Here is a 24,631-nt window from a genome sequence, read left to right on the forward strand (position 1 = left end):
CACGATATCGTGCAGAACTGCGATATGCTCAGGCTTCAGTGCTGGCGGCCTGCCGCCGGGATGGACCGACGGGACAGAACCGTCGAGTGAACGTTTCGTCGCCATAGCATGCTCCCTCCATACCCCAATAGCATGCCACACCTACGTCATTCATTTCGTCTACACCCTGTAAGCGCACGCTTGTCGTCGAAAGCTTCTTTTTAGTCCTTGGCGATATTGTCGAGCTTCGCTTATCGATATAGTCGTAAATAAGGGCCGGAGCGTTTTGCAAGTTGATAAGCGAATATGCTCCTAGCTCTGCTAATACCGGCTGGATACGCCCGGCCTCTGTTGTCCGGGTTTTCGGGGCTTTCTGCAAGAAAGATTGTGACTGGCGGTACTTCGCCCAGCACTCAGCCAGCGTGACGTCGGTGGGCGCTTCGACCGCTTTCTGTTCGCCGCGTATCGATGCTTCCGCATCCTCGGCTTCGTGGCGGGTTGCAAAAACTTTATCGTATTTCGGGTAGCCCTTGCGGCGAATCTGTACACGATACTTGCCGCTTGGAAGTTGACTTACTGGCATGACTTAAATGTGCGAGTGGTTCATGTGCAAAGAATTGCACAGCGGATTGCACAGAGTCAAGAAAAAAGGGGCTACGCTTTTGCGTAACCCCTTGATTTTATTGGTAGGCCTCCCGTGAGTCGAACACGGCACCAACGGATTATGAGTCCGCTGCTCTAACCAGGCATGAGCTAGAGGCCCGAAACTGGTACATCCAAGGGATGCTCACATCCCGCCACTTGCGGGCCGGCACCGAAGTACCGAAAACCCCGAAGTGGCGAGAGGATATTGCTTTAGTCTAGCCCCGTCAAGGCTCAACAACAATCAGCTGTTACCCTCGAGGAAACTCTTCAGCTTGTCCGAGCGCGACGGGTGGCGCAGCTTGCGCAGCGCCTTGGCTTCGATCTGGCGGATGCGCTCGCGGGTGACGTCGAACTGCTTGCCGACCTCTTCCAGCGTGTGGTCAGTCGACATTTCGATGCCGAAGCGCATGCGCAGGACTTTCGCCTCGCGCGGGGTCAGTGAATCCAGCACGTCCTTCACCACGCCACGCATCGAGGCATGTAGGGCCGCGTCCGACGGCGCCAGCGTGTTGTTGTCCTCGATAAAGTCGCCCAGATGCGAATCGTCGTCGTCGCCGATCGGGGTTTCCATCGAAATCGGCTCTTTCGCGATCTTCATAATCTTCCGGATTTTGTCTTCCGGCATTTCCATCTTGATCGCGAGGGTCGCCGGATCGGGCTCGGCGCCGGTCTCCTGCAGGATCTGGCGCGAGATCCGGTTCATCTTGTTGATCGTTTCGATCATGTGCACCGGAATACGGATCGTGCGCGCCTGGTCCGCGATCGAACGGGTGATGGCCTGGCGGATCCACCACGTCGCGTAGGTCGAGAATTTATAACCGCGGCGGTATTCGAACTTGTCCACCGCCTTCATCAGGCCGATATTGCCTTCCTGGATCAGGTCGAGGAATTGCAGGCCGCGGTTCGTGTACTTCTTCGCGATCGAGATCACCAGGCGCAGGTTGGCCTCGGTCATCTCGCGCTTGGCCTTGCGCGCCTTCATTTCACCGGCCGCCATCTGGCGGTTGATGTTGCGCAGGTCCGGCAGCGGCAGCACGACGCGCGCTTGCAGGTCGATCAGGCGTTGCTGCAGTTCCTTGATCGTCGGGATGTTGCGGCCGAGGATGGCGCTGTAGGCGTGGCCGGCGTTGACTTCGCCGTCGACCCATTCCAGGTTCGTCTCGTTGCCCGGGAAGACCTTGATGAAGTGGGCACGCGGCATGCCGCAGCGGTTCACGGCCACGTCCAGGATCTGCTTCTCGATGTGGCGCACTTCGTCGACCTGGCCGCGCAGGGTGTCGCACAGCTTCTCGACGACCTTCGCGGTAAAGCGGATGCCCAGCAGTTCGCTGGAGATCGCATCCTGGGCCCTGATGTAGTCCTTCGAGTTGTAGCCCTGCTTCTCGTAGGCCTTGCGCATCTTGTCGAACTGCTGCTCGATCATGCGGAATTTGTCGAGGGCCGAATTCTTCAGCTGTTCGAGCTGCTCGGCGGAATAGCCGGCCGCGCCGGAGCTGGCGTTGGCTTCTTCTTCCTCTTCCTCTTCTTCCTCTTCTTCCTCGTCGTCCTCATCGTCGTCATCGGTCGACGTCGGCGCGACCGCGGTCGGCGAGGTGTCCTCGGATTCGTCGGGATCGACCATGCCGTCGACGATCTCGTCGATCTTGATCTCGTCGTTCTCGATGCGGCGCGCGGCGTCGATGATCTCGGCGATCGTCACCGGGCAGGCGGAGATCGCCTGGATCATGTCACGCAGGCCGTCTTCGATGCGCTTGGCGATCTCGATTTCGCCTTCGCGGGTCAGCAGCTCGACCGAGCCCATCTCGCGCATGTACATGCGCACCGGGTCGGTGGTGCGACCGAAGTCGGAATCGACGGTCGACAGGGCGGCTTCCGCGGCGGCTTCGGCTTCGTCGTCGCTGGTGACGGTGGCGACATTGTCGGACAACAGCAGCGTTTCGGCATCGGGCGCATGCTCGTAGACGGCAATGCCCATGTCGTTGAAGGTGCCGATAATGCCTTCGATCGCTTCCGGATCGACGATGTTGTCCGGCAGGTGGTCGTTGATTTCGGAATAGGTCAGGAAGCCGCGCTCCTTGCCCGACTTGATCAGGGCCTTGAGCTTGTTGCGGCGGATCTCGAGTTCTTCCTCGCTCGCTTCGGTGTCCGACGAGAACGCGTCTTTCAGCAGCGCTTTTTCCTTGGCCTTGCGGTCCTTGGCCTTGGCCTTGTCCGCAGCCTTCAGTTCGGCGCGCTCGACCGCGTTGAGTGCGGCGACTTCGTCGTTCTCGGGCGTGAATTCCTTGGGCTTGCGACCGCGCCGTCCGGGTACCTTAACGGCCGGCAGCACATAGCCCGACGTGTCGATCGCGGCGAGTGCTTCCGCGTCGGTCGTCTGGCTCACAGGCGCAACACCCGCGACGCGGGCTTCCGCCTTGTCTTGAGAATTGTCCGCCTTGGCGGACATCCTGGTGGATTTGGTAGCCACTTTGGTTTCGGGTTTCTTGGTTGGCACAGGCGCTTTCGAAGTCACGACGACTACTTTACTAGGTTAAAGATAAAGTTTATTACCCTGTATTTGTTACCTTGTATTTATTACGTTGTATTGCCCCGCTAACTGACGTTCCAGGCCCGCATTGCGACGAAAAATCGATGCAAAGGTTGCAATAGTTAGCGTTTTATTATAGCACGCACCCCTATATTTTCCAGTCAAGAACACCCGTGTCGCCACGGGTACACTTCAGGCAAATTTGGCCGGGGTGTCGTTCGCGGCTTCCCGCGTCAGGAGGTCCTGCTGTGCTGTGATTTCGCGATAGCGGGCACTCACCTGATCTGGGGTCAGGCCAGAAGAAAACAACTGGTTCAACTCCTGTTTTAAGACATCCATCTTGATTTGCCGCACAGCACTTGTGAGCCAAACGCGATCCGCGTCGATATCCGATTCGGGTTCGGATGCAATCTCCGCGATCAGGTGGTCGTACTCGGTGCTGGACTCCTTCAATTGCTGGGACAACGCGGCGAAGCTGGCATTCGCGCCCAATGCCTGGGCTTGCGCGATCAGCCAGCGCAAGCGGTCCGCGGGTTCCGCGCCGAAGTGGTCGAAGGCGCGCAGCGCGCCCTCATCGAGGCCCAAAGCCAGCGAGGGATGGCCCACCAGCATGCGCATGATCTGCAGTTCCAGCCCGACCGGCTCCGGGCGGCCCTGGCGCGGCGGCGCCTTGCGCGCAACCGATACCGGCTTGGACAACTCGAACAGGGCTTCGATCTCCGCCGGCGTCGATTGGGTCATGCTGGCCAGGCCGCGCACGATCTGCAGGCGCAGCGCGGTCGGCGCCATTGCCTGCAGCAGCGGCTTGGCCTCGAACTGGGCATGTGCCCTGCCCTCCGGCGTGTCGAGCTCGTGTTCCTGCGTCACCTCGCGCAGCAGGAACGAGGACAGCGGCATCGCTTCGTTGATTTCCTGCGCGAACGCGTCGCCGCCGAATTCGCGCACATAGCTGTCCGGGTCATGCTCCTGCGGCAGGAACAGGAACTTGATGGTCTTGTCGTCCGACATCTGTGGGAGGCAGGCTTCCAGCGCGCGGCGGGCGGCGCGGCGGCCGGCCTTGTCGCCGTCGAAGCTGAAGATCACATGGTCGGTCTGGCGCAGCAGCTTTTGCACATGGGTGCTGGTGCAGGCCGTGCCGAGCGTCGCCACCGCCTGCGGGAAGCCAAGCTGGGCCAGGGCGACCACGTCCATATAGCCTTCGGTAACCAGCACATAGCCGGCGTCGCGAATCGGCTGGCGCGCCTCGAACAGGCCGTACAGCTCCTGCCCCTTATTAAATAGCGGGGTTTCCGGCGAGTTCAGGTATTTCGGTTCGCCGCCATCCATCACGCGGCCGCCGAAGCCGATCACCTGGCCCTTGGTGTTGCGGATCGGAAACATGATGCGCTCGCGGAAGCGGTCGTAGCGTTTCTTGTTACCACCGTCCTCGTCCACGCGGTCGATGACCAGGCCGGACTCGACCAATGCAAGCGCCTCGTAGTCCTTGAACACCGAGCGCAGGTTGTCCCAGCCGGGGGGCGCGTAGCCCATGCCGAAACGCGCCGCCACCTCGCCCGTCAGGCCGCGGCCCTTCAGGTAGGCGATCGCGGCGGGCGCCTGGCGCAGCTGGGCCCGGTAAAAGTCGCAAGCCATCTGCAGCGCGTCGGTCATCGCCAGCGACTGGGCCTGCTGGGCGGCGCGCTGGGCCGGGGGAATCTTGTCGTCCTCGTTCGGCACGACCATGCCGACGCCCTGGGCCAGGTCCTTGACCGCGTCGACGAAGCCCATGCCCGAGTATTCGATCAGGAAGCCGATGGCGGTGCCGTGCGCGCCGCAGCCGAAGCAGTGGTAGAACTGCTTGGTCGGGCTCACCGTGAAGCTGGGCGACTTTTCATTGTGAAAAGGGCACAGGCCCATGTAGTTGGCGCCGCCCTTCTTCAGTTGGACATAGCGGCCAACCACATCGACGATGTCGATACGATTGAGCAGATCGGTAATGAATGATTGCGGAATCACTAGAGCAATAACAGTGTTTGTCTAATCTCAGACTATACCGCAGCGTTCGCCACAGATTGATTTGCAGCAAGGCAAAAGGGCATTGCCACCTCGAAGCACCGGAAAGCAGGCGCGGCCGTGGCAAGGATGCCGACAGCCACGCCGTGCGGCCGGGCTCACCTGGACGCTTACGCGCCCGCCAGCGCCTTCTTCACCAGGGCCGACACGGCCGTCATGTCGGCGCGTCCGGCCAGCTTGGGCTTCAGGATGCCCATCACCTTGCCCATGTCCTGCGGGCCGGCGGCACCGGAAGCGGCTACCGCGGCTTTCACCTCGGCGGCGATTTCCTCGTCCGACAGGCCGGCCGGCATGTAGGCCGACAGCACGGCCAGTTCCTTCTTTTCGATGTCGGCCAAATCCTGGCGGCCACCGGCTTCGAACTGGGTGATCGAATCCTTGCGCTGCTTGATCATCTTCTCGACGACGGCGGTGACCTGGGCATCGTCCAGTTCGATGCGCTCGTCCACTTCCTTGCGCTTGATGTCGGCAAGGATCAGACGGATCGTGGCCAGGCGCTCGCTTTCCTTGGCGCGCATGGCGGCTTTCATGTCGTCGGTCAGTTGTTCTTTCAGGCTCATGAATTCTCCACGGTAAAATCAGTAGGGAAAAAGGCAAAACCCGCTGCGGTATCGACCGGAGCGGGCTTCGACATGTTCAGGTCTCGCATGCCGGGACTGGCAATGGGCCGTCACCGGGGGAGACAAGAACGAAATTAGTACAGCTTCTTCGGCAGTTGCTGGCTGCGGATGCGCTTGTAGTGGCGCTTCACGGCAGCGGCCAGCTTGCGCTTGCGCTCTGCAGTCGGCTTCTCGTAGAACTCGCGTGCGCGCAGTTCGGTCAGCAGACCGGTTTTTTCGATAGTGCGCTTGAAGCGACGCATAGCGACTTCGAACGGCTCGTTTTCTTTAAGGCGGATAGTGGTCATGTAAAAATGAAACCGTTGGATTTAGGGAAGAACGAAATTCTAACAGCTTTTCAAAATCCGTGGTAGGTTTTCTCATCATGTGCCGCAATTGCTACATCAATGAAAATCATTCGATGCTGGAGCCGGCCACGAAGCCCGACGCCCAGGCCCACTGGAAATTATAGCCGCCCAGCCAACCCGTCACGTCGACCGTCTCGCCGATGAAATACAGGCCCGGCACCTTATTTGCCATCATCGTCTGCTGCGACAACTCGCGCGTATCGACCCCGCCCAGCGTCACCTCGGCCTTTTTATAGCCTTCGGAGCCGGTCGGCACGATGGCCCAGCGGTTGATCGCATCGCCCAGCTTGCGCAATTTGGCGTCGGCCATGTCCGGCAGGCGCGCGTCGGGGGCGAAACCATTCGCGACCAGCAAGCCTTCGGCCAGGCGCGCCGGCAGCCATTGCGACAGGATATTGCCGAGCTGCTTCTTCAGCGTCGTCTTCGCACCGATCAATTCCTCGGCCACGTCCAGTTCCGGCAGCAGGTTCAGCACGATCGGCGTCCCCGGCTGCCAGTAGCTGGAAATCTGCAGGATCGCCGGGCCGGACAGGCCGCGGTGGGTGAACAGCAGGTCTTCGCGGAAGTGGCCATATCGATTACCTTTAGCTTTGCGGCTGCCGGTTTCGACCTCGACCTCGAGCGCGATCCCGGCCAGTGGCACGAAGGGCTGCCAGCTCGGCCCGTCAAAGGTCAGCGGTACCAGGCCCGGGCGCGGCTCGATCATGTTCAAGCCGAAGCGCTTGGCGATGCGGTAGCCGAGGTCGGTGGCGCCGATCTTCGGGATCGACAGGCCGCCGGTGGCGACCACGACGTTGGCCGCCTCGATCGCACCGCCATCCGTGCCGACACTGAAGCCGTCATCGAGCTCCTCTACCCCCGTCACCTTGCAGGGCATGCGCCACTCCACGTCGCCGGCGTTGCACTCGATCTTCAGCATGCGGATGATCTGTTCCGAGGAGTCGTCGCAGAACAACTGGCCGCGGTGCTTCTCGTGGTACGCGATGTGGTGTTTCTTTACCAGCGCGAGGAAATCCTGCGCCGTGTAGCGCGACAGCGCGCTGCGGCAGAAGTGCGGGTTCTCCGACACGAAGTTCTGCCAGCCGGCGTTGATGTTGGTGAAATTGCAGCGGCCGCCACCGGAGATGCGGATCTTTTCGGCAAGCTTCGCGGCATGGTCGACCAGCACCACGCGCTTGCCGCGCCGGGCCGCCACCGCCGCGCACATCATGCCGGCCGCGCCCGCGCCGATCACCACCACATCGTATCGTCTTGCCATGCCGTCCGTCCCGTTGCGGTTTGCCGCGCACAAAAGACGAGATTGTAAGCCGGCGGACGAACTTAGGCATATCTATAGATCAGCGGGCGGCCTCCCCGCCCGCGCGCAGGGCCGCAGCAACGCGCCGGCAATGCGCCACCTGGGCCGCGATCGGCGGCGGTACCGGCTGCTCGCCGCGCAGGGCGCGCAGGATCCAGTCGGCGGTGGCGGGCGCGTCGCGCCCTTCCGGCGCCGGCGCCGGCGCGTCGGTCGGGGCGTCGCGCTCGGCCAGCAGGGTCTGTTGGCCGGCGTGGAACCAGTCGATCTGCTGGGCGCGGTTGGCATTCGCCACCGTCTCGCCCTCGGTACCGCGCATCAGGAAGGCGTCGCCGCGCCCGGCCGGCGCCGCGCTCCTGAAGTAGTCGGTCAGCATCGTCAGGTACTCGGGGTGCGTGTAGGAGACCAGGCGCAGCGCCGGCCCGTCGAAAGGCTGCAGGATCTTGACCAGGGTATGGGTCGAGTTCCGCACCCCGAGGATGCGGCGCAGCGACAGCTGCCGGGCCAGCTTCGGGGCCAGCGTCTCGACCCGCATGAAGCAGGGTTTGCGGTCCGCGAAGGCGTCGAGCATGTCGGCGGTGGAGCCGGCTGGCTTGAATCCCATCTCGGCCAGGATCTCGGCCGTGGTCACCCGTCCCGGATCCTGCTGCACGCCGTGGATCAGCACCGGCACGCCCTCGCGCGCCAGCAGCAGGGCCAGCAAGGGCGTCAGGTTGGCTAACTTGCGCGAACCGTTGTAACTGGGGATGAGCACCGGCGCGTACTCGCCCGGCGGCGACGGCAGCGGCGCGAACGAGCCTTCCGCGGCTTCCATGAAGCCGGCGATCTCGTCCACCGATTCGCCCTTGATGCGCAGCGCCAGCAGGATCGCGCCCAGCTCGAGGTCGGACACGCGGCCGTCCAGCATGGCGGCGTACAGCGCCCTGGCATCGTCGCGCGTCATGCTGCGTGCGCCTTTCACGCCACGGCCGATCTCCTTGATGAAGCGGGCGGCGTGGAAGGCTTCCTGGTCCGGGTGGTCATTGGTCTGCATGACGATAGCATACCGTCATTTTTTGGACATTGCAGTGCAACATCGACGATTTCGGGCTAGACTGGTCCTCCCCTTCGGAAAATACGCTGAGAAAAACGTCAAGCCATGCTGATCACGCCCGATATCGAAAACACCAACGTTACCTCGTTCGCGACCATGCCGTCGCCAGTCGAACTGCACCAGAAGCTGCCGTTGACCGACTTGGCCTTCAGCACCGTGATGAAGAGCCGCGAAACGCTGCGTAACATCCTCGACCGCAAGGACAAGCGCCTGTTCGTGGTCGTCGGCCCCTGCTCGATCCACGACCCGGTTGCCGGCCTGGATTATGCGCGCCGCCTGAAGGCGCTGCAGGCCGAGGTCGCCGACACCATGGTGCTGGTGATGCGCGTGTACTTCGAGAAGCCGCGCACCACCACCGGCTGGAAGGGTTATATCAACGATCCGTTCATGGACGACTCCTTCCGCGTCGACGTCGGCATGGAGCGCGCGCGGCAGTTCTTATTGGATGTTTGCGAACTCGGCCTGCCGACCGCCACCGAGGCGCTGGACCCGATCTCGCCGCAATACCTGGGCGATTTGATTGCCTGGACCGCGATCGGCGCGCGCACCACCGAATCGCAGACCCACCGCGAGATGTCGTCCGGCCTCTCGACCCCGGTCGGCTTCAAGAACGGTACCGACGGCGACATCGAAATCGCGGTCAATGCCGTGCTGTCCTCGTCGAGCCCGCACTCCTTCCTGGGCATCAACGGCCAAGGCACGGTCTCGATCGTGCGCACCAGCGGCAACGCCTACGGCCACGTGGTGCTGCGCGGCGGCGGCGGGCGCCCGAACTACGATTCGGTGTCGGTCGCGATCGCCGAGCAGGCGCTGAAGAAGGCCAAGCTGCCGGCCAACCTGGTGGTCGACTGCTCGCACGCCAACAGCTACAAGAAGCCGGAGCTGCAGCCGCTGGTGATGTCGGACGTGATCCAGCAGATCAGGCACGGCAACCGTTCGCTGCTGGGCGTGATGATCGAGTCGAACATCGTCAGCGGCAACCAGCCGATTCCGGAAGACCTGTCGCAGCTGAAGTACGGCTGCTCCGTCACCGACGGCTGCATCGGCTGGGAAGATACCGAGGCGATGCTGCGCAGCGCGCACAAGGAGCTGCTGCAGCGGCCTTGATGCCGCGGGTCTGCGAGCGTCACGCGTGGGCATTTCGTTTTGAGGCCCCCGGCCTCAAAACCCCACCCTACGGTAAAATGGCGGATTCTGCTTTTTCGCTTCCGCTATTCCCATGATTGTCCTCGGCGTCGAATCCTCCTGCGATGAAACCGGCCTGGCTCTGTACGACACGGAGCACGGGCTGCTGTCCCATGCCCTGCACTCGCAGGTCGCGATGCATGAGGAGTACGGCGGCGTGGTGCCGGAACTGGCCTCGCGCGACCACATCCGCCGCGCCCTGCCGCTGCTCGAACAGGTACTGGCCAAGGCTGGGTTGCCGAAGGAACGCATCGACGCCATCGCCTACACCCAGGGTCCGGGCCTGGCCGGCGCGCTGCTGGTCGGCTCGTCGGTGGCCTGCAGCCTGGCGCTGGCGCTGGATAAACCGGTGCTCGGCGTGCATCACCTCGAGGGTCACCTGCTGTCGCCGCTGCTGGCCAGCGAACGCCCGGAATTCCCCTTCGTCGCCCTGCTGGTCTCGGGCGGCCATACCCAGCTGATGCGGGTCGACGGCGTCGGCCGCTACACCCTGCTCGGCGAGACCCTCGACGATGCCGCCGGCGAAGCCTTCGACAAGTCGGCCAAGCTGCTGGGCCTGGGCTACCCGGGTGGACCGGCGATTTCGCGCCTGGCCGAGTTCGGCGATCCGGAAGCCTATACACTGCCGCGCCCGATGCTGCACTCGAAGGATTTCAACTTCAGCTTCTCGGGCCTGAAGACGGCCGTGCTGACAGTGGCGAAGAACAGTGCCGGCGGGATCGCCAACATCTGCGAGCAGGACAAGGCCAACATCGCGCGCGGCTTCGTCGATGCGATCGTCGATGTGCTGACCGCCAAGTGCGTGTCCGCGCTCAAGCACACCGGCCTGAAGCGCCTGGTGATCGCCGGCGGCGTCGGCGCCAACCGCCAGCTGAGGGAATCGCTGAACGCGGCGGCCGCGAAGAAGAAATTCAGGGTCTACTACCCGGAACTCGAATTCTGCACCGATAACGGCGCCATGATCGCCTTTGCCGGCGCCCTGCGCCTGGAGCGCAATCCGCAGGCCGCGACCCACGATTACGGGTTCAACGTGCGTCCGCGCTGGCCGCTGGACGAGATCGAACCGGCCTGAATTGTGAACTTGCAAGCCTGACATCGATCCTACCGTGTGACCTTTCAGCCCGAATAGATGGCAATATCGGGCAGTTGAGTCTTACGGAGGTTCTACATGCGCGTAGTCAGTTGGAATATTCATTGGGGCTGCGGAAAGGACGGGCGCATCCGGATCCACGCCATCATCGATGTGCTGCGCAAGCTGAATCCGGATGTGATCTGCCTGCAGGAAGTGGCGGCCAATCATCCGGAACTCGAGGGCAGCGCCAGCGCCAGCCAGTTCAAGCAGCTCGGCGGCGCACTCGGCGGTTACCACATGATCGAACACGCGCCGAGCGAAATCTACCGTAACAACCTGCCTCGCCAATTCGGCAACATCCTGCTGTCCAAATACCGCATCACCCAGGCCCAGCGCCACATGCTGCCGTGGCCGGCCGCTCCCGAGCATCCGGCCGGCATGCCGCGCGGGATGATCGAAACCGTGCTCGACGCGCCCGGCGGCAAGCTGCGCGTGCTGACCACCCACCTCGAGTACTATTCACCGCCGCAGCGCCGCGCGCAGGTCGCACGGATCCGCGAGCTGCATGCGGAAGCCTGCGCGCGCGCCGCCATCTACCAGCCGGAGCCGGAGCTCGATCCGCCGTTCCAGCTGGGCTTCCGGCCCGGCACCGCGATCTACTGCGGGGACTTCAATTTCACGCCCGAGTCCGACGACTACCGTGCGCTGCTGGCCCCGCCCGAAGGGGGCGCCCTGGCCCTGGTCGACGCCTGGAAGGCCCGCCACAGCAGCATGGCGCGCGCGCCGACGGCCGGCCTGCACGGCTATCCCTGGCCCGACCGCGCCGATTGCTACGACTACTTTTTCGTGACCGAGGATTTGGCGCCGCGCATCGCGGAAGTCAACGTGCAGTCCGAGACCGCAGCCTCGGACCACCAACCGGTCGTACTCGACCTACTCAGTTGATCGAGTAAAACCGCTCATTCGAGCATCAGACTGTTTCTTCCTGTTCGGCGAGCTGGCGCAATGCCTGTTCGAACACCTCGGGCGGCTGGCCGCCCGAGATCAGGTGGCGCTCGTTGATGACGATCGCCGGCACCGACCGGATGCCGGCGCGCTGCCAGTAGTACTCGCGCTGGCGCACCTCGTCGGCGTAGCTGTCCGATTCGAGCACGGCGCGCGCCTGTTCCTGGTCGAGACCGGCATCACCGGCGACGCGCACCAGCAGCTCGTGCGAGCTGGGGTCCTCGCCGCGCGTGAAATAGGCTTCGAACAGTTTTTCCTTCAGCGCGCGCTGGCGTCCTTCGCCCTGGCCCTCGGCCCAGTGCAGCAGGCGGTGCGCATCGAAGGTGTTGTAGATGCGTCCGCGCTTGCTCATGTCGAAGGTGAACCCGACGTCAGCGCCGCGCTGGCGGATCATCTCGCGCGACTGGTCCTGCTGGGCCGGTGTCGACCCGTATTTTTCAGTGATGTGTTCGAAGATGTCCTGCCCCTCCGGGCCCATGCCCGGGTTCAGTTCGAACGGTTGGAAATGGATGTCCGCCTGCACCTCGCCGACGACGCGCTCGAGCGCCTTTTCCAGCGATTTCAGGCCGATCGCGCACCAGGGACACGATACATCCGACACGAAATCAATTCTCATTTGCTTGCTCACGACTCACCACCTTCCTGGAATAGCCGCCGCTACCATGCGGCGTTTGGCATATGGTGACACATCGAAGGAAAGCGGGCAGCGCGTATAGGGAAACGCGCCGCCGTTTGATTAACGACAAACCGGGGTCAGACTCCGATTTTTAGAAATAGCTAACGAGCCATTGCCAAAATTTGGAGTCTGACCCCGGTTTTACGGAGATCAGGTAAGAGCTTATTTTTTCTTGACGGGCTGCTTGGCGCCGGCGGCCTTGCTGCCGATGCGCGATTCTTTGCCGGCCAGCAGGTTGCCGATGTTCTTGCCGTGGCGGATCAGCAGCAGCGCGCTCATGATGACGACGGCGAACAGGATCTCGTTGGCGCCGAACAGCAGGCCGTAGTAGAACGGCGCGAAGATCGCCGCCACCAGCGCCGCCAGCGAGGAATAGCGGAAGGCGTAGGCCACCACCAGCCAGGTCACCAGGGTCGCCAGGCCCAGCCAGACGTTCAGGCCGAGCAGCACGCCGAGCGCGGTCGCCACGCCCTTGCCGCCGACGAAGCGGAAGAATACCGGCCACAGGTGGCCGGCGAAGACCGCGATCGCCACCAGGGCGATGCCGCCGTCCTCGATGCCGAAGCGGTCGCCGAAGTGCACCGCCAGCCAGACCGGCAGCCAGCCCTTGAGGCAGTCGCCGGCCAGCGTGGCGATGGCCGCTTTCTTGCTGCCGCTGCGCAGCACGTTGGTCGCGCCCGGATTCTTCGATCCATAGGTGCGCGGGTCGGACAGGCCGAAGGCGCGGCTCATCACGACCGCGAAGGAAATCGAGCCGATCAGGTAGGCTGCGATGGTGAAGATAACTGTGTACATGCTGTCTCTTTTCTATTGATCCCTGTGCCGGACAGGGCCGGCGCGTGGAATATACACCATCGGCCGAGCCCGGCGGTAATTCCAGCGGCTAATCGACCAGCGCGCAGTGGACCGGGCGGGCCTTCAGCACCGCGGCCAGCACGGCCGGGTCGATGCCGATCAGGAAGCCGCGCCGGCCGCCGTTGATATAGATTTTCGGCAGCGCCAGGATGCTCTCTTCGACGTACACCGGCATCGCCTTGCGCACGCCGAACGGCGAGGTGCCGCCGACCAGGTAGCCCGAATGGCGCTGCGCCACCTCCGGCTTGCACGGCTCGACCGACTTGCAGGGAATGGCGCGCGCCAGGTTCTTGGTCGAGACCTTGCAGTCGCCATGCATCAGCACGATCAGCGGGCGCGCCGCCTCGTCCTGCATCACCAGCGTCTTGACGACCGCGTGTTCGGGCACGCCCAGTGCGCGCGACGACACCGCGGTGCCGCCGTGCTCCTCGTAGGTGTAGGGATGCTCGGAAAAGACCACATTGTGCTTGCGCAAGAACTGGGTTGCCGGGGTCTCTGAAATGTGCTCTTTCTTGGCCATGCGTGTTACGCTAAAAGCAAACGGAGGAGTTGCTTATTATGCAGCAAGAAATTCGCTTTGCCACCTTCAACGTCTGCAACCTGGCGCCGCCGGGCGCCAAGCTCTACGAGAACCTGGAACCGAGTACGCCCGAAGAGTACGAAGCGAAGATTGCCTGGACCGCGCGCCAGATCGACATGCTGGGCGCCGACGTGATCGGCTTCCAGGAAGTGTTCTCGCAGGCCTCGCTGGCCGAGGCGCTGTCGCGCACCCGCCGCTACCGCGAAGCGATCCACGTCGGTTTCGACCCCGACCCCGGCGCCGACAAACTGACGCCCAGCGTCGCCCTGGTCTCGCGCCTGCCGCTGGCGGACGCGCCGGCCTCTTTTCCCTACTTCCCGCCCGGGATCGCGATGCCCCCCGGGAACCGCGACCCGGAGCGCTTCACCCGCGCGCCCCTGCACGCGGCAATCGAGATCCGACCCGGCCTGACGGTCGACGTGGTGGTTGTGCACCTAAAGTCGCGCCGTCCCGACTACCGCGCCAACGACAGCGGCGACGACCCGCAGCTGTTCGCGCTGGCGTCGCTGCGCTCGCTGATCCGGCGCGGCACCGAGGCGGCCGGCCTACGCGTGATCCTGACGAACATGGGCCGCGAGAACCGCCGCCCGCGGGTGGTGCTGGGCGACTTCAACGACGTCGCCGACGCCGTCACCACCGGCATCGTGCTGGGCCTCGGCTCCCCCAGCGGCGACCGCCTGTACGACGCCTGCCAGCTGCAGCGCCGCCAGGACCGCCTGCGCCACGTCGGTTTTTCCAACCTGCACGAAGGCCAGTACACGACCATCGACCATATCCTGGTGTCGGAGGAATTCAACGCCGAGCTGCCGGGCGCGCTCGGCGAGATCGCCGACGTGGTCTACCTGAACGACCACCTCGACCTCGGCCTGCCGGAAGCGTCCGACCATGGCCAGGTGCTGGCGCGCCTGCGCCTGTTCGAGCAGGCCGGCGACACCGCCCCGTCCGCCACCAAGCCGGGCGGCCCGACTATTCCGCCCTACGGCGACGCCTGATCAGCTTGGGTTCCCGCCTTCGCGGGAACGACGAGCGGGAATACGTGTCCGGCATGCTGTCCGCCCCGTCCGCGCGTACTGACGTCCGTCCCGGCTTTTTGACGTTTCAGCGGCCGGAATGCACGGCTCGTCGCATTCCGATAGCTGTTCGTCATGTCCTTCTCTATTCTGCTGCAATCCCCTGAATAAGAAGAGAGAAGAGCGCCGCCATGAAAATCGAGTCCCTGCCGCCCGCCTCCGCCGCCCCGTCGAGCACCGCCAAGGCCGGGCGCCGCCGCTGGCGCGCTCCCGCCATCGGCCTGGCCGTCCTCGCGCTCGCGGGCGCCGGCGGCTACGCGACCATGCAGGCGGGCGCCAAGCCCACCCCGGCCTCGCCCGCAGCCGCGGCGAAGAAGGACCCCGTCCACGAACTGTCGCCACGCGACGTCGCCCTGGTCGAAGCGCAGCCGCTGGCGGTGACGCTGCCGCTGTCCGGCTCGCTGACGCCGCTGGCCCAGGCCACGGTGCGCTCCAAGGTGTCGGGCGTGGTACGCCAGACCACGGTGCAGGAAGGTATGAACGTGACGGCCGGCCAGGTGATCGCGCGGCTGGACGACAGCGAGGCGCGCGCCCGCGTGGCCCAGCAGCAGGCGGCCTTGAACGAGGCCAGCGCGCGCCTGGCGCTGGCGAAGAAGAACCAGGCCAACAGCGCGGCCCTGCTCAAGCAGAACTACATCGCCCAGAACGCCTACGACACGACCTCGAACGCGGTCGACCTGGCCCAGGCCGCGGTCGACTCGGCCCGCGCCCAGCTCGAACTGGCGCGCATTGCCCTGAACGATACGGTCATCCGCGCGCCGCTGTCGGGCGTGGTCAGCAAGCGCCATGCCCAGGCCGGCGAAAAGCTCTCGCCGGACAGCCCGGTGTTTTCCATCGTCGACCTCAAGCAGCTGACGCTGGACGCCCAGGTGCCGGCGTCCGACATCCCGCGCATCAAGGTCGGCCAGGAGGTGCAGTTCAAGGTCGACGGTTTCGGCAGCCGCAATTTCGCCGGCAAGGTCCTGCGCATCAATCCGGCCGCCGAAGCCGGCTCGCGCGCGATGCTGGTGTATATCGGCGTCGACAACCCTGACGGGCTTCTCCGCGCCGGCATGTTCGCCAAGGGCGCGGTGACGACCGCGAAGTCGGCCGCGCATCCGCTGCTGCCGCTGGGCGCCGTGCAGAAGGAGAACGGCAAGGACGTGGTCTATCGCGTGGACGCCGGCAAGGTGACGGCGCAGCCGGTCACGCTCGGCCTGAAGAACGAGGACGCCGGGCTGGTCGAGGCGCTCGACGGTGTCCAACCGGGCGCCATGGTGCTGGCCGTGAAGCTCGACGACGTCAAGCCGGGCTCGCAGGTCAAGCTGCCCGCAGCAGCAGCAGCAGCGAAGAAGGACTGAGCCATGTGGATGACCCGTACCAGTATCAAGCACCCGGTGTTCGCGACCATGGTGATGGTCGGCCTGATGGTGCTTGGCCTGTTCTCCTACCGCAGCCTGGGCGTGGAAAGCATGCCCAACATCGAGATCCCGGCGGTGTGGATCGAGACCCAGTATCCGGGCGCCTCGCCCGAGCAGGTCGAGAACGACGTCACCCGTCCGCTCGAGGAAGCGGCGAATACCGTCGGCGGCATCAAGACGATTCGCAGCAATTCCTGGGAAGGCCGTTCCGGCATCGGCGTCGAGTTCCAGCTCACGGTCGACATGGACCGCGCCGTGCAGGACCTGCGCGACCGCATCGGGACTGTCCGCGGCGCCTTCCCGCGCGAAGTCAAGGAACCGGTGGTGTTCCGCCAGGAAGGCGAGAACGCGCAGCCGGTGCTGCTGATATCGCTGACCTCATCGGAGCGCAGCCTGCGCGACCTGTCGATGCTGGCCGAGCAGGTGATCGTCAAGCGCATCCAGTCGGTGGCCGGGGTCGGCCAGGTGCGCATCAACGGCAAGCAGGCGCGCCAGATCCTGGTCGACATCCGCCCCGAGCAGCTGCGCAGCCTGAACGTCGGCGTCGACGAGGTGATGAGCGCGATCAGCGCCACCAACGCCAACCTGCCGGCCGGCCGCATCAGCCGCGGCGAGCGCGAGAACCTGGTCCGCATCGAAGGCAAGATGAAGGAAGCGGCCGACTTCAAGCGCATCATCGTGGCCAAGCGCGCCAGCGGCCCGGTCTACCTGAGCCAGGTGGCCGAGATCAGCGACGGCGCCGCCGAGGAACAGTCGATCTCGCGCGTGAACGGCGAGCGCGCGATCTCGCTGGAGATCGCCAAGGTGCAGGATGCGAACACCGTCGCCGTCGGCAACGGCGTCAAGGCGGCGATCGAGGCCATGAAGGCGAGCCTGCCGAAGGACGTGCAGTTCCGCGTCCTCGACGACAAGGCGAAGACCGTGCAGGGCCAGCTCGACAACGTCAAGGGGACCATCGTCGAGGGCGCGATCCTGACCATGGTGATCGTGTTCCTGTTCCTGCACTCCTGGCGCAGCACCGTGATCACCGGCCTGACCCTGCCGATTTCGGTACTGGCCAGCTTCATCGCCATGAAGTGGTTCGGCTTCACGCTCAACTTCCTGACCCTGATGGCGCTGTCGCTGTGCATCGGCCTCTTGATCGACGACGCCATCGTGGTGCGCGAGAACATCGTGCGCCACCTCGGCATGGGCAAGAACCACGTGCGCGCCGCCGAGGACGGCACCAACGAGATCGGGCTGGCGGTGATGGCCACGACCTTCGCGATCGTCGCCGTGTTCGTGCCGATCGCCTTCATGCAGGGCATCATCGGCCGCTTCTTCCTGCAGTTCGGGATCACGGTGGCGGTGGCGGTGATGGTGTCGCTGTTCGTCAGCTTCACGCTCGATCCGATGCTGTCATCCGTGTGGCCGGACCCGGTCAAGGGCCGCTTCAAGTACCTGCCCTGGCTGGGCCGCCTGATGGCGCGCATCGAGGTGCTCATCGAGCACGTGCACGGCTGGTACGCGAAGGTGCTGGGCTTCGCGCTGGCCTGGCGCAAGTCGACCCTGCTGCTGGCGGTGGCGCTGTTCGCCGGCAGCCTGCTGCTGATCCCGAAGATCGGCGGCGAGTTCGTACCGCAGACCGACGACGGCTTCGTCCAGCTGAAGTTCAAGACCGCGGTCGGCTCCAGCCTCGACTACACCGACGCCAAGATGCGCCAGGTGGAAAGCGCGCTCAAGGAATTCAAGGAAATCGACAGCATGCAGACCATCGTCGCCGCCTGGGAAGGCCGCAACACCTCGATGGTCAACGTCAAGCTGACGGACGTGCGCAAGACCCACCGCCGCTCGCAGCAGGAGATGGAGAAGGCGATCCGCGACCGCCTGTCGCGCATTCCCGGCATCGGCATGACTGTCGGCCAGCGCCCGATCTTCATCGCTATCCTGGGCAGCGACGAGGCCAAGCTCGACGAGGTCGCGCACCGCCTGATGGACAAGATGAAGAAGATCAAGGGAGTGGCCGACATCGAGTACAGCCAGGAAGGCGCGAATCCGGCCACCATCGTCAAGATCAACCACGAGATGGCGAACGACCTGGGCCTGAACGTGCAGCAGATCGGCGCCGCGCTGCGCCCCTTCGTGGCCGGCGACCAGACCAACCGCTGGCTGGCGCCGGACGGCCAGAACTACGAGGTCAACGTGCAGCTGCCGAAGTCGGGCCGCGAGAAGGTGGCCGACCTGGCCGACCTGTCGGTGGCCTCCAGCCGCCTGGACGCGGCCGGCAACCCCATCATGGTGCCGCTGCGCCAGGTGGTCGAGTTCCTGCCTTCGACCAGCCCGCAGGTGCTCAAGCGCCAGGCGCTGGAGCGGCGCGTGGCGGTGTATGCGGGCCTGGAAGGCCGGCCGCTGGGCGACGTGATGGGCGACGTCAACAAGGCCATGAAATCGATCGAGCTGCCGCCGGGCATCCGCTTCGACGTCGGCGGCCAGGCCCAGGAAATGGACGAGACCATGGGCGGCTTCGCGGTCGCGCTTGGCATCGCCGTGATCTTCATCTACCTGGTGCTGGCTTCGCAGTTCGGCAGCTTCCTGCAGCCGATCGCGATCATGGTGTCGCTGCCGCTGTCGATGATCGGCGTGCTGGTCGCCCTGCTGGTCACGAAGACCACGCTGAACATCTTCTCGGTGATCGGCATCGTGATGCTGATGGGCCTGGTGACCAAGAACGCGATCCTGCTGGTCGACTTCGCCAACCACGGCCAGCGCGAAGGCAAGGGACAGTTCGCGGCACTGATGGAAGCCGGCCAGGTGCGCCTGCGCCCGATCCTGATGACGACCCTGGCGATGATTTTCGGCATGCTACCGATGGCGATCGGCATGGGCGAAGGCGGGGAAACCCAGGCCCCAATGGGCCGCGCAGTGATCGGCGGCGTGATCACCTCGACCCTGCTGACGCTGGTGGTGGTGCCGGTGGCGTACACCTACCTGGACAGCCTGGGCAAGCGGGTGGCGCGCTGGTTCAAGCGGGGGCATGAGGAAGACATGGCGCAGGAACTCGGCGACGCCGAAGCCGCTGCAGCGAAAGGGCAGGCAATCTGACGCTGCGGCGAAAGGAAAGGGAAACCAACGTCGTTCCCGGCACTGCCGGAAACGGCTCCCCGGAGGCGGGGATCCATGCTGAGCCACTAATCACGCGGCGCATGGGGAATCGTGCCGGGGGCACTATTCCACCTCCGCGGGAACGACGGTTTACGCCGAATCACGCTCCGGCTCAGCCACTTCTCCCGAATCCTGTTCCGGAGAAGCCTCGCCCTCCTCCCCCTTGTGCTGCTTGGCATCCTGCTTGCGCCTGGCCTTCTCTTCGGCCTTCTTCTTTTTCTCCAACTCACGTTGCCGTTTTTCGTACTGGAAATTCGTCTTGGCCATGGTGTCCTCGTGCATGTGGAAAGTGTTTTACTAAACCATTATGACTCACCAGACCCGCCAGGTCTTGAGAATTAACCACGCGGGTGGTGCTGGGCGTGGAGGTGCTTCAGGCGCTCGCGCGCGACGTGGGTGTAGATCTGGGTCGTCGAAATGTCGGAATGCCCCAGGAGCAGCTGCACCACGCGCAAGTCGGCGCCGTGGTTTAGCAGGTGGGTGGCGAAGGCGTGGCGCAGCGTGTGCGGCGACAGCGGCGCCGTGATACCGGCCTTCGCCGCGTGCTTCTTGATGACGATCCAGAACATCTGGCGCGTCATCGGTCCGCCGCGGCCGGTCACGAACAGGGCATCGTCGACCTGGCCGTTCAAGATCGCCCCGCGCGCTTCCTTCATGTAACGGTCGAGCCAGTGGCGCGCCTCTTCGCCGAAGGGCACCAGCCGGGTCTTGCTGCCCTTGCCCGTGACGCGCAGTACGCCGTCGTTCAGGCTCAGCTCGACGAGCCGCAGCGTGACCAGTTCCGACACCCGCAGGCCGCTCGCATACATCAGCTCGAGCATGGTGCGCTCGCGCAGGCCGAGCGGGGTGGCGACGTCCGGCGCCGCCAGCAGGGCCTCGACCTGCGCTTCGCTGAGCGTATGCACGAAGCGGAGCGGCTGGCGCGCCGAGGCCATCTTCAGGCAGGGGTCGTGTTCGATGCGGCGCTCGCGCAGCGCCATCTGGTAGAAGCGCTTCAGCACCGACAGGCGCCGGTTGGCCGAACTCGGCTTGGTGTCCTCGTGGCGTTCGGCGAAATAGGCGGCGATGTCCTGCGGCTGCACCGCGTGCAGGCTGGCGCAGTCCGGACGTTTGACTTCGAGCCAGTTGGCGAACAGGCGCAGGTCGCGCCGGTAGGCGTCCAGCGAATTCTTCGCCAGCCCATGCTCGAGCCAGAGCGCGTCGCAGAAGCCGTCGATCAGGGAAAGATTGACTGCTGCTGCCATGGAACGTCGGTGGGAAGCGCGCCTTCGTGACGCAACAGCCAGCGCTTGACCGTCAGCGTAAAGCCGTGTTCGTCGTCGCTGCTGGCGAAGCCGCCCAGGCCGCCGGCTGCCGTCACGCGGTGGCAGGGAATCACCAGCGGGAACCAATTGGCGCCGCAGGCCTGGCCAACCGCGCGCGGATGCGATTCCAGCAGCTTGGCGATCTGGCCGTAGGTGCGCACGCTGCCGCGCGGAATCGCGCAGATCGATTCCCAGACGCGGCGCTGGAACACGCTGCCGGCCTCCACCAGCGGCAAGTCGAAGCGGAAATCGGCGTCGGCGAAGTAGCGCACGACCTGCTCCGCAGCCTGTTCGGCGGCGGCATCCTGGGGCGCCTTTTCCTGGTAATGCGGCGGCAGGTAGACCAGCTCGCGCAGCCGGGTTTGCTCCCCCTGGGTCTCGGTACGGATCCCCATCGCCCCGAACGGCGCGCCGACGATCGCGCTGAAGAGTTCGCTGCCTTGTTGTATGTTCATTGATTCAGTGTAGCAAAAAAAAACGCACCCTCGTGGGGTGCGCTCTTAGTCGGTTCACGTTTGCGGCCACTCGGTCAATGCCGGCGGCATCTATAAAACGTGTGTCTCCTCAAAATTTCTCCGGTAGTCCACTGCTGGATTACCGATTTTTTTGCTTCTCCCCACATTCAATCCGGGCTTTTCGAACGCACCATGATGGTGCCAAAGCTGCGCCATCATAACGCATTCGAATAAGAAAAGCGTAGTTTTTTATATACATTCACCAAATATATTTCAGCTATAAATCAGACGCGGGAGCCACAGGCTGATCGCCGGAACGTAGGTGATTAACAGCAGGAAACCAATCATCGTCAGCAGCCATGGCAGCACGGCCACCGTCAGTTCCGAGATGCCCATCTTGGTCACCCCCGAGGCCACGTACAGGTTCAGGCCGACCGGCGGGTGGCACATGCCGACTTCCATGTTCACGACGATGATGATGCCGAAGTGGACCGGGTCGATGCCGAGCTGGACCGCGACCGGGAACAGGATCGGCGCCATGATCAGCACGATCGAGGACGGCTCCATCACGTTACCGGCCAACAGCAGCAGCACGTTCACGACCAGCAGGAAGCTGATCGGGCCCAGGCCCTGGGTGGTGAGCCAGCCGGCCATTGCCTGCGGCACGTTCTCGCTCGTCATCAGGAAGGAGAACAGCACGGCGTTGGTGATGATGTACAGCAGCATCGCCGACATCGCCGCCGAATCCAGCAGCACCTTGCCGACCTGGACCAGCCTCAGGTCCTTGTAGACGAACACCGCGATCACGAAGGCATACACGGCCGCGATGCCCGCCGCTTCGGTCGGGGTGAACACGCCGCTGTAGATGCCACCCATGACGATCACGATCAGGAACAGGCCCCAGGCGCTGCGCCGGAAGGCGGTCAGGCGCTCGCCCCAGGTGGCGCGCTGCATGCGCGGGTAATCATGCTTGCGGGCGATGACCCAGGTCGTCAGGCCCAGCAGGAACGCCAGCAGCAGGCCCGGCACCACGCCGGCCATGAACAGCTGGCCGACCGAGGTATTGGTGGTCACCGAATACATCACCATCACGATCGACGGCGGAATCAGGATGCCGAGCGCGCCCGAGGTCGTGATCACGCCGGCACCGAAGCGCTTCGGATAGCCCTGCTTGACCATGGCCGGCAGGATGATCGAGCCGATCGCCACCACCGTCGCCGGGCTCGAGCCCGAGACCGCGGCGAACAGCGCGCAGGCCAGCACGCCGGCCAGCGCGAGGCCGCCGTGCCAGTGGCCGACCATCGAGGTGGCGAAGTTGATCATGCGGCGGGCCACCCCGCCGTGGGTCAGGAAGTTGCCCGCCAGGATGAACAGCGGGATCGCCATGATCTCGAAGTTGTCGATGCCGGTGAACAGCTTCATCGCCACCGACTCGATCGGCACGTGCGTCATGGTGAACAGGAAGGTCAGCACCGTCAGGCCGAGCGAGATCGAGACCGGCATGCCGGTCAGCATCAGGACGATCAGCAGCGCGAAAATAATGGCGGCGTTCATGTGGATTTCCTTGCATCTTCAATTTCGTCTTCCAGGCCTTCGACGTAGGCATGGTCATGGCGCGGCAGTTCGCCGTTGCGCAGGAAGTGCCAGGTCACTTGCAGGAAGCGGAAGCACATCAGGTAGGAGCCGAGCGGCAGCGCCATGTAGACGATCCACATCGGGACTTCCATGTCGGACGAGGTCTGGTCGGTACCGGCCAGGCGCAGGATGAAGTTGAGGCCCAGCGTGCCGATGATGCCGGTGAACAGTGCGCCGGCCAGCAGTGCGAACACGATGAACTTCTTGCGCCAGCGTTCGGACAGGCGGTTGACCAGCACGTCGACGCCAACGTGGATGCCGGTGCGCACGCCGTAGGCGGCGCCGAACTTGGCCATCCACACGAACATAAAGGTGGACAGTTCCTGGGCCCAGCTGGTATTCAGGCTGATGAGCCAGTCCTGCAGGCCGGGAATCGGCAGGCCGGACAGGTAGCGGTGCAGCACCGCGATGAAGATGATGAGAGTGGCGCAGGCCATCAGGCTGGCGATGATCCACTCTTCGAGGCGATCGAGGATTTTCATGGGGGTCCTTGGCGAACTGCGTCGTCCCCGCGAAGGCGGGGACCCATGCTGAGGTTCCGGCTACCGTGACAGCAAATCGCTCGGTGGCAGCGCCGAATGCTCAGTATAGATCCCCGCCTGCGCGGAGACGACGGGGACTTTACTGGGCCGAAGCCGTGGCCTTGTTGATCGTGGTGATCAGGTCCGCGCCGACGCGGCCGGCCATCTGCTTCTGGACCGGCACCAACACCTTGCGCCACTCGGCCTGCTCTGCCGGGGTTGGGGTGTAGATGGTGGTCTTGCCGGCCTTGCGGATGGCGTCCAGGGCGGCGTCGTTGTCCTGCTGGGCGATCGCCTTCTCGTACTTGGTCGCTTCACCCATGGCTTGCTGCAGCTGGCCGCGCACGTCGGCCGGCAGGCCGTCCCAGAACTTCTTGTTGACGATGACGGCATAGCCCAGGTAGCCATGGTTCGACATCGTCACGTGCTTCTGCACCTCATGCATCTTCTGGGTGTACATGTTCGACGGCGGGTTCTCGGTGCCGTCCACCACGCCGGTCTGGAGGGCCTGGTAGACTTCCGAGAAGGCCAGCACCTGCGGATTGGCGCCCAGCGCGCGCATCTGCGCGTCCAGCACCTTCGAGCTCTGGATCCGCATCTTCAGGCCGCGGAAGTCACTTGGCACGTGCAGCGGCTTGTTGGCCGACATGATCTTGAAGCCGTTGTCCCAGTAGGCCAGGCCGGTGATGCCCTTCGGCTCCAGCTTCTGCAGCAGGCCCTTGCCGATCGGGCCTTCGGTCACGGTGTACAGGGCGGTCTTGTTCGGGAAGATGTACGGCAGGTCGAACACCTCGAATTCCTTCACGCCCAGCGGCGCGAACTTAGCGAGCGACGGCGCCAGCATCTGGACCGCGCCCAGCTGCAGGGCTTCGAGTTCTTCCTTGTCCTTGTACAGCTGGCTGTTCGGGTAGACTTCGACCTTGACGCGGCCCTTGGTGAGCTTTTCGGCCAGGTCCTTGAAGCGTTCGGCGGCACGGCCCTTCGGCGTGTCGGTCGCGACCACGTGACTGAACTTGATGACGATGGGGGCCTGGGCCGATGCGTTGAGTGCGAAGCTGGCGCCCGCAACCATAGCAAGTGCCGCGACCATGGATCTGATCTGCATGCTGTCTCCGTTAAGTATGTTTTTTATATGTCACTGCAGTCTGCTGAGCTTTCCCCTCGATTGCTATTGT

Annotated in this window: 22 protein-coding genes and 1 tRNA gene; 6 read left to right on the plus strand and 17 right to left on the minus strand. The window is 64.1% G+C overall.

Annotated features, from left to right (window positions below):
* Positions 1 to 28 precede the first annotated feature (28 nt).
* The 8 genes from ACI48D_RS14945 to ybiB form a co-directional block, all read right to left on the minus strand.
* Positions 29 to 562 carry a hypothetical protein gene (locus ACI48D_RS14945; RefSeq protein WP_435572024.1) on the minus strand — a complete coding sequence of 178 codons (534 nt, stop codon included), beginning with the start codon at positions 560 to 562 and terminating at the stop codon, positions 29 to 31.
* Between the two features lie 101 nt (positions 563 to 663).
* Positions 664 to 742: transfer RNA gene (locus ACI48D_RS14950), tRNA-Ile, on the minus strand.
* A 123-nt stretch (positions 743 to 865) separates the two neighbouring features.
* Complete coding sequence (gene rpoD, locus ACI48D_RS14955; protein WP_435572100.1) at positions 866 to 3,070, minus strand: RNA polymerase sigma factor RpoD; 2,205 nt, start codon at positions 3,068 to 3,070, stop codon at positions 866 to 868.
* A 273-nt stretch (positions 3,071 to 3,343) separates the two neighbouring features.
* Complete coding sequence (gene dnaG / locus ACI48D_RS14960) at positions 3,344 to 5,146, minus strand: DNA primase (protein ID WP_435572025.1); 1,803 nt, start codon at positions 5,144 to 5,146, stop codon at positions 3,344 to 3,346.
* Between the two features lie 167 nt (positions 5,147 to 5,313).
* Complete coding sequence (locus ACI48D_RS14965) at positions 5,314 to 5,763, minus strand: GatB/YqeY domain-containing protein (RefSeq protein WP_435572026.1); 450 nt, start codon at positions 5,761 to 5,763, stop codon at positions 5,314 to 5,316.
* A 134-nt stretch (positions 5,764 to 5,897) separates the two neighbouring features.
* Positions 5,898 to 6,110, minus strand: a complete 213-nt coding sequence (rpsU, locus tag ACI48D_RS14970; protein ID WP_005665410.1) for a 30S ribosomal protein S21 — start codon at positions 6,108 to 6,110, stop codon at positions 5,898 to 5,900.
* Between the two features lie 106 nt (positions 6,111 to 6,216).
* On the minus strand, positions 6,217 to 7,428 hold the full coding sequence (locus ACI48D_RS14975; RefSeq protein ID WP_435572027.1) for an NAD(P)/FAD-dependent oxidoreductase: 1,212 nt from the start codon (positions 7,426 to 7,428) through the stop codon (positions 6,217 to 6,219).
* Between the two features lie 79 nt (positions 7,429 to 7,507).
* The gene (ybiB, locus tag ACI48D_RS14980; RefSeq protein WP_435572028.1) at positions 7,508 to 8,497 is read right to left on the minus strand and encodes a DNA-binding protein YbiB; all 990 of its coding nucleotides are present in this window, start codon (positions 8,495 to 8,497) and stop codon (positions 7,508 to 7,510) included.
* A 108-nt stretch (positions 8,498 to 8,605) separates the two neighbouring features.
* On the opposite strand from ybiB, the gene ACI48D_RS14985 reads away from it, so the two are divergent.
* The 3 genes from ACI48D_RS14985 (at position 8,606) to ACI48D_RS14995 (ending at position 11,759) form a co-directional block, all read left to right on the plus strand.
* Positions 8,606 to 9,664 (plus strand): 3-deoxy-7-phosphoheptulonate synthase, encoded by a 1,059-nt coding sequence (locus tag ACI48D_RS14985; protein ID WP_435572101.1) that lies wholly within the window; start codon positions 8,606 to 8,608, stop codon positions 9,662 to 9,664.
* Positions 9,665 to 9,776: 112 nt separating this feature from the next.
* Positions 9,777 to 10,814: a tRNA (adenosine(37)-N6)-threonylcarbamoyltransferase complex transferase subunit TsaD gene (tsaD, locus tag ACI48D_RS14990; protein ID WP_435572029.1), complete on the plus strand. Its 1,038-nt coding sequence runs from the start codon at positions 9,777 to 9,779 to the stop codon at positions 10,812 to 10,814.
* A 96-nt stretch (positions 10,815 to 10,910) separates the two neighbouring features.
* Positions 10,911 to 11,759, plus strand: coding sequence for an endonuclease/exonuclease/phosphatase family protein (locus ACI48D_RS14995; RefSeq protein ID WP_435572030.1), 849 nt, complete (start codon positions 10,911 to 10,913; stop codon positions 11,757 to 11,759).
* 25 nt (positions 11,760 to 11,784) lie between these two features.
* On the opposite strand, the gene ACI48D_RS15000 is transcribed toward ACI48D_RS14995, so the two are convergent.
* The 3 genes from ACI48D_RS15000 to ACI48D_RS15010 form a co-directional block, all read right to left on the minus strand.
* The gene (locus ACI48D_RS15000; RefSeq protein ID WP_435572031.1) at positions 11,785 to 12,435 is read right to left on the minus strand and encodes a DsbA family oxidoreductase; all 651 of its coding nucleotides are present in this window, start codon (positions 12,433 to 12,435) and stop codon (positions 11,785 to 11,787) included.
* A gap of 222 nt (positions 12,436 to 12,657) precedes the next feature.
* Entirely contained in the window at positions 12,658 to 13,290 is a 633-nt protein-coding gene (gene plsY / locus ACI48D_RS15005) for a glycerol-3-phosphate 1-O-acyltransferase PlsY (protein WP_435572032.1), read from the minus strand.
* Between the two features lie 88 nt (positions 13,291 to 13,378).
* A complete protein-coding gene (locus tag ACI48D_RS15010) occupies positions 13,379 to 13,870 on the minus strand; it encodes an aminoacyl-tRNA deacylase (RefSeq protein WP_435572033.1) in 492 nt (163 codons plus the stop codon).
* A 38-nt stretch (positions 13,871 to 13,908) separates the two neighbouring features.
* Here ACI48D_RS15010 and ACI48D_RS15015 point away from each other — a divergent pair, with 38 nt between their 5' ends.
* The 3 genes from ACI48D_RS15015 (at position 13,909) to ACI48D_RS15025 (ending at position 19,481) form a co-directional block, all read left to right on the plus strand.
* Complete coding sequence (locus ACI48D_RS15015; RefSeq protein ID WP_435572034.1) at positions 13,909 to 14,922, plus strand: endonuclease/exonuclease/phosphatase family protein; 1,014 nt, start codon at positions 13,909 to 13,911, stop codon at positions 14,920 to 14,922.
* Between the two features lie 209 nt (positions 14,923 to 15,131).
* Entirely contained in the window at positions 15,132 to 16,340 is a 1,209-nt protein-coding gene (locus tag ACI48D_RS15020; RefSeq protein ID WP_435572035.1) for an efflux RND transporter periplasmic adaptor subunit, read from the plus strand.
* Positions 16,341 to 16,343: 3 nt separating this feature from the next.
* Entirely contained in the window at positions 16,344 to 19,481 is a 3,138-nt protein-coding gene (locus ACI48D_RS15025) for an efflux RND transporter permease subunit (RefSeq protein ID WP_435572036.1), read from the plus strand.
* A gap of 150 nt (positions 19,482 to 19,631) precedes the next feature.
* On the opposite strand, the gene ACI48D_RS15030 is transcribed toward ACI48D_RS15025, so the two are convergent.
* From ACI48D_RS15030 to ACI48D_RS15055, 6 genes are all read right to left on the minus strand, one after another.
* Positions 19,632 to 19,808, minus strand: a complete 177-nt coding sequence (locus ACI48D_RS15030; RefSeq protein WP_435572037.1) for a hypothetical protein — start codon at positions 19,806 to 19,808, stop codon at positions 19,632 to 19,634.
* Positions 19,809 to 19,879: 71 nt separating this feature from the next.
* Positions 19,880 to 20,785, minus strand: coding sequence for a site-specific tyrosine recombinase XerD (gene xerD, locus ACI48D_RS15035; protein WP_435572038.1), 906 nt, complete (start codon positions 20,783 to 20,785; stop codon positions 19,880 to 19,882).
* Positions 20,758 to 21,300 carry a methylated-DNA--[protein]-cysteine S-methyltransferase gene (locus ACI48D_RS15040; protein WP_435572039.1) on the minus strand — a complete coding sequence of 181 codons (543 nt, stop codon included), beginning with the start codon at positions 21,298 to 21,300 and terminating at the stop codon, positions 20,758 to 20,760. The genes xerD and ACI48D_RS15040 overlap by 28 nt, the downstream gene beginning before the upstream one ends.
* Positions 21,301 to 21,573: 273 nt before the next feature.
* Positions 21,574 to 22,854, minus strand: a complete 1,281-nt coding sequence (locus ACI48D_RS15045; RefSeq protein WP_435572040.1) for a TRAP transporter large permease — start codon at positions 22,852 to 22,854, stop codon at positions 21,574 to 21,576.
* Complete coding sequence (locus ACI48D_RS15050) at positions 22,851 to 23,417, minus strand: TRAP transporter small permease (protein ID WP_435572041.1); 567 nt, start codon at positions 23,415 to 23,417, stop codon at positions 22,851 to 22,853. Before ACI48D_RS15050 ends, ACI48D_RS15045 begins: the two co-directional genes overlap by 4 nt.
* 139 nt (positions 23,418 to 23,556) lie before the next feature.
* Complete coding sequence (locus ACI48D_RS15055; RefSeq protein WP_435572042.1) at positions 23,557 to 24,561, minus strand: TRAP transporter substrate-binding protein; 1,005 nt, start codon at positions 24,559 to 24,561, stop codon at positions 23,557 to 23,559.
* Between the last annotated feature and the right edge of the window lie 70 nt (positions 24,562 to 24,631).

This window comes from Massilia sp. LXY-6, from assembly GCF_051233485.1.
Classification (GTDB): Bacteria; Pseudomonadota; Gammaproteobacteria; order Burkholderiales; family Burkholderiaceae_D; genus Telluria.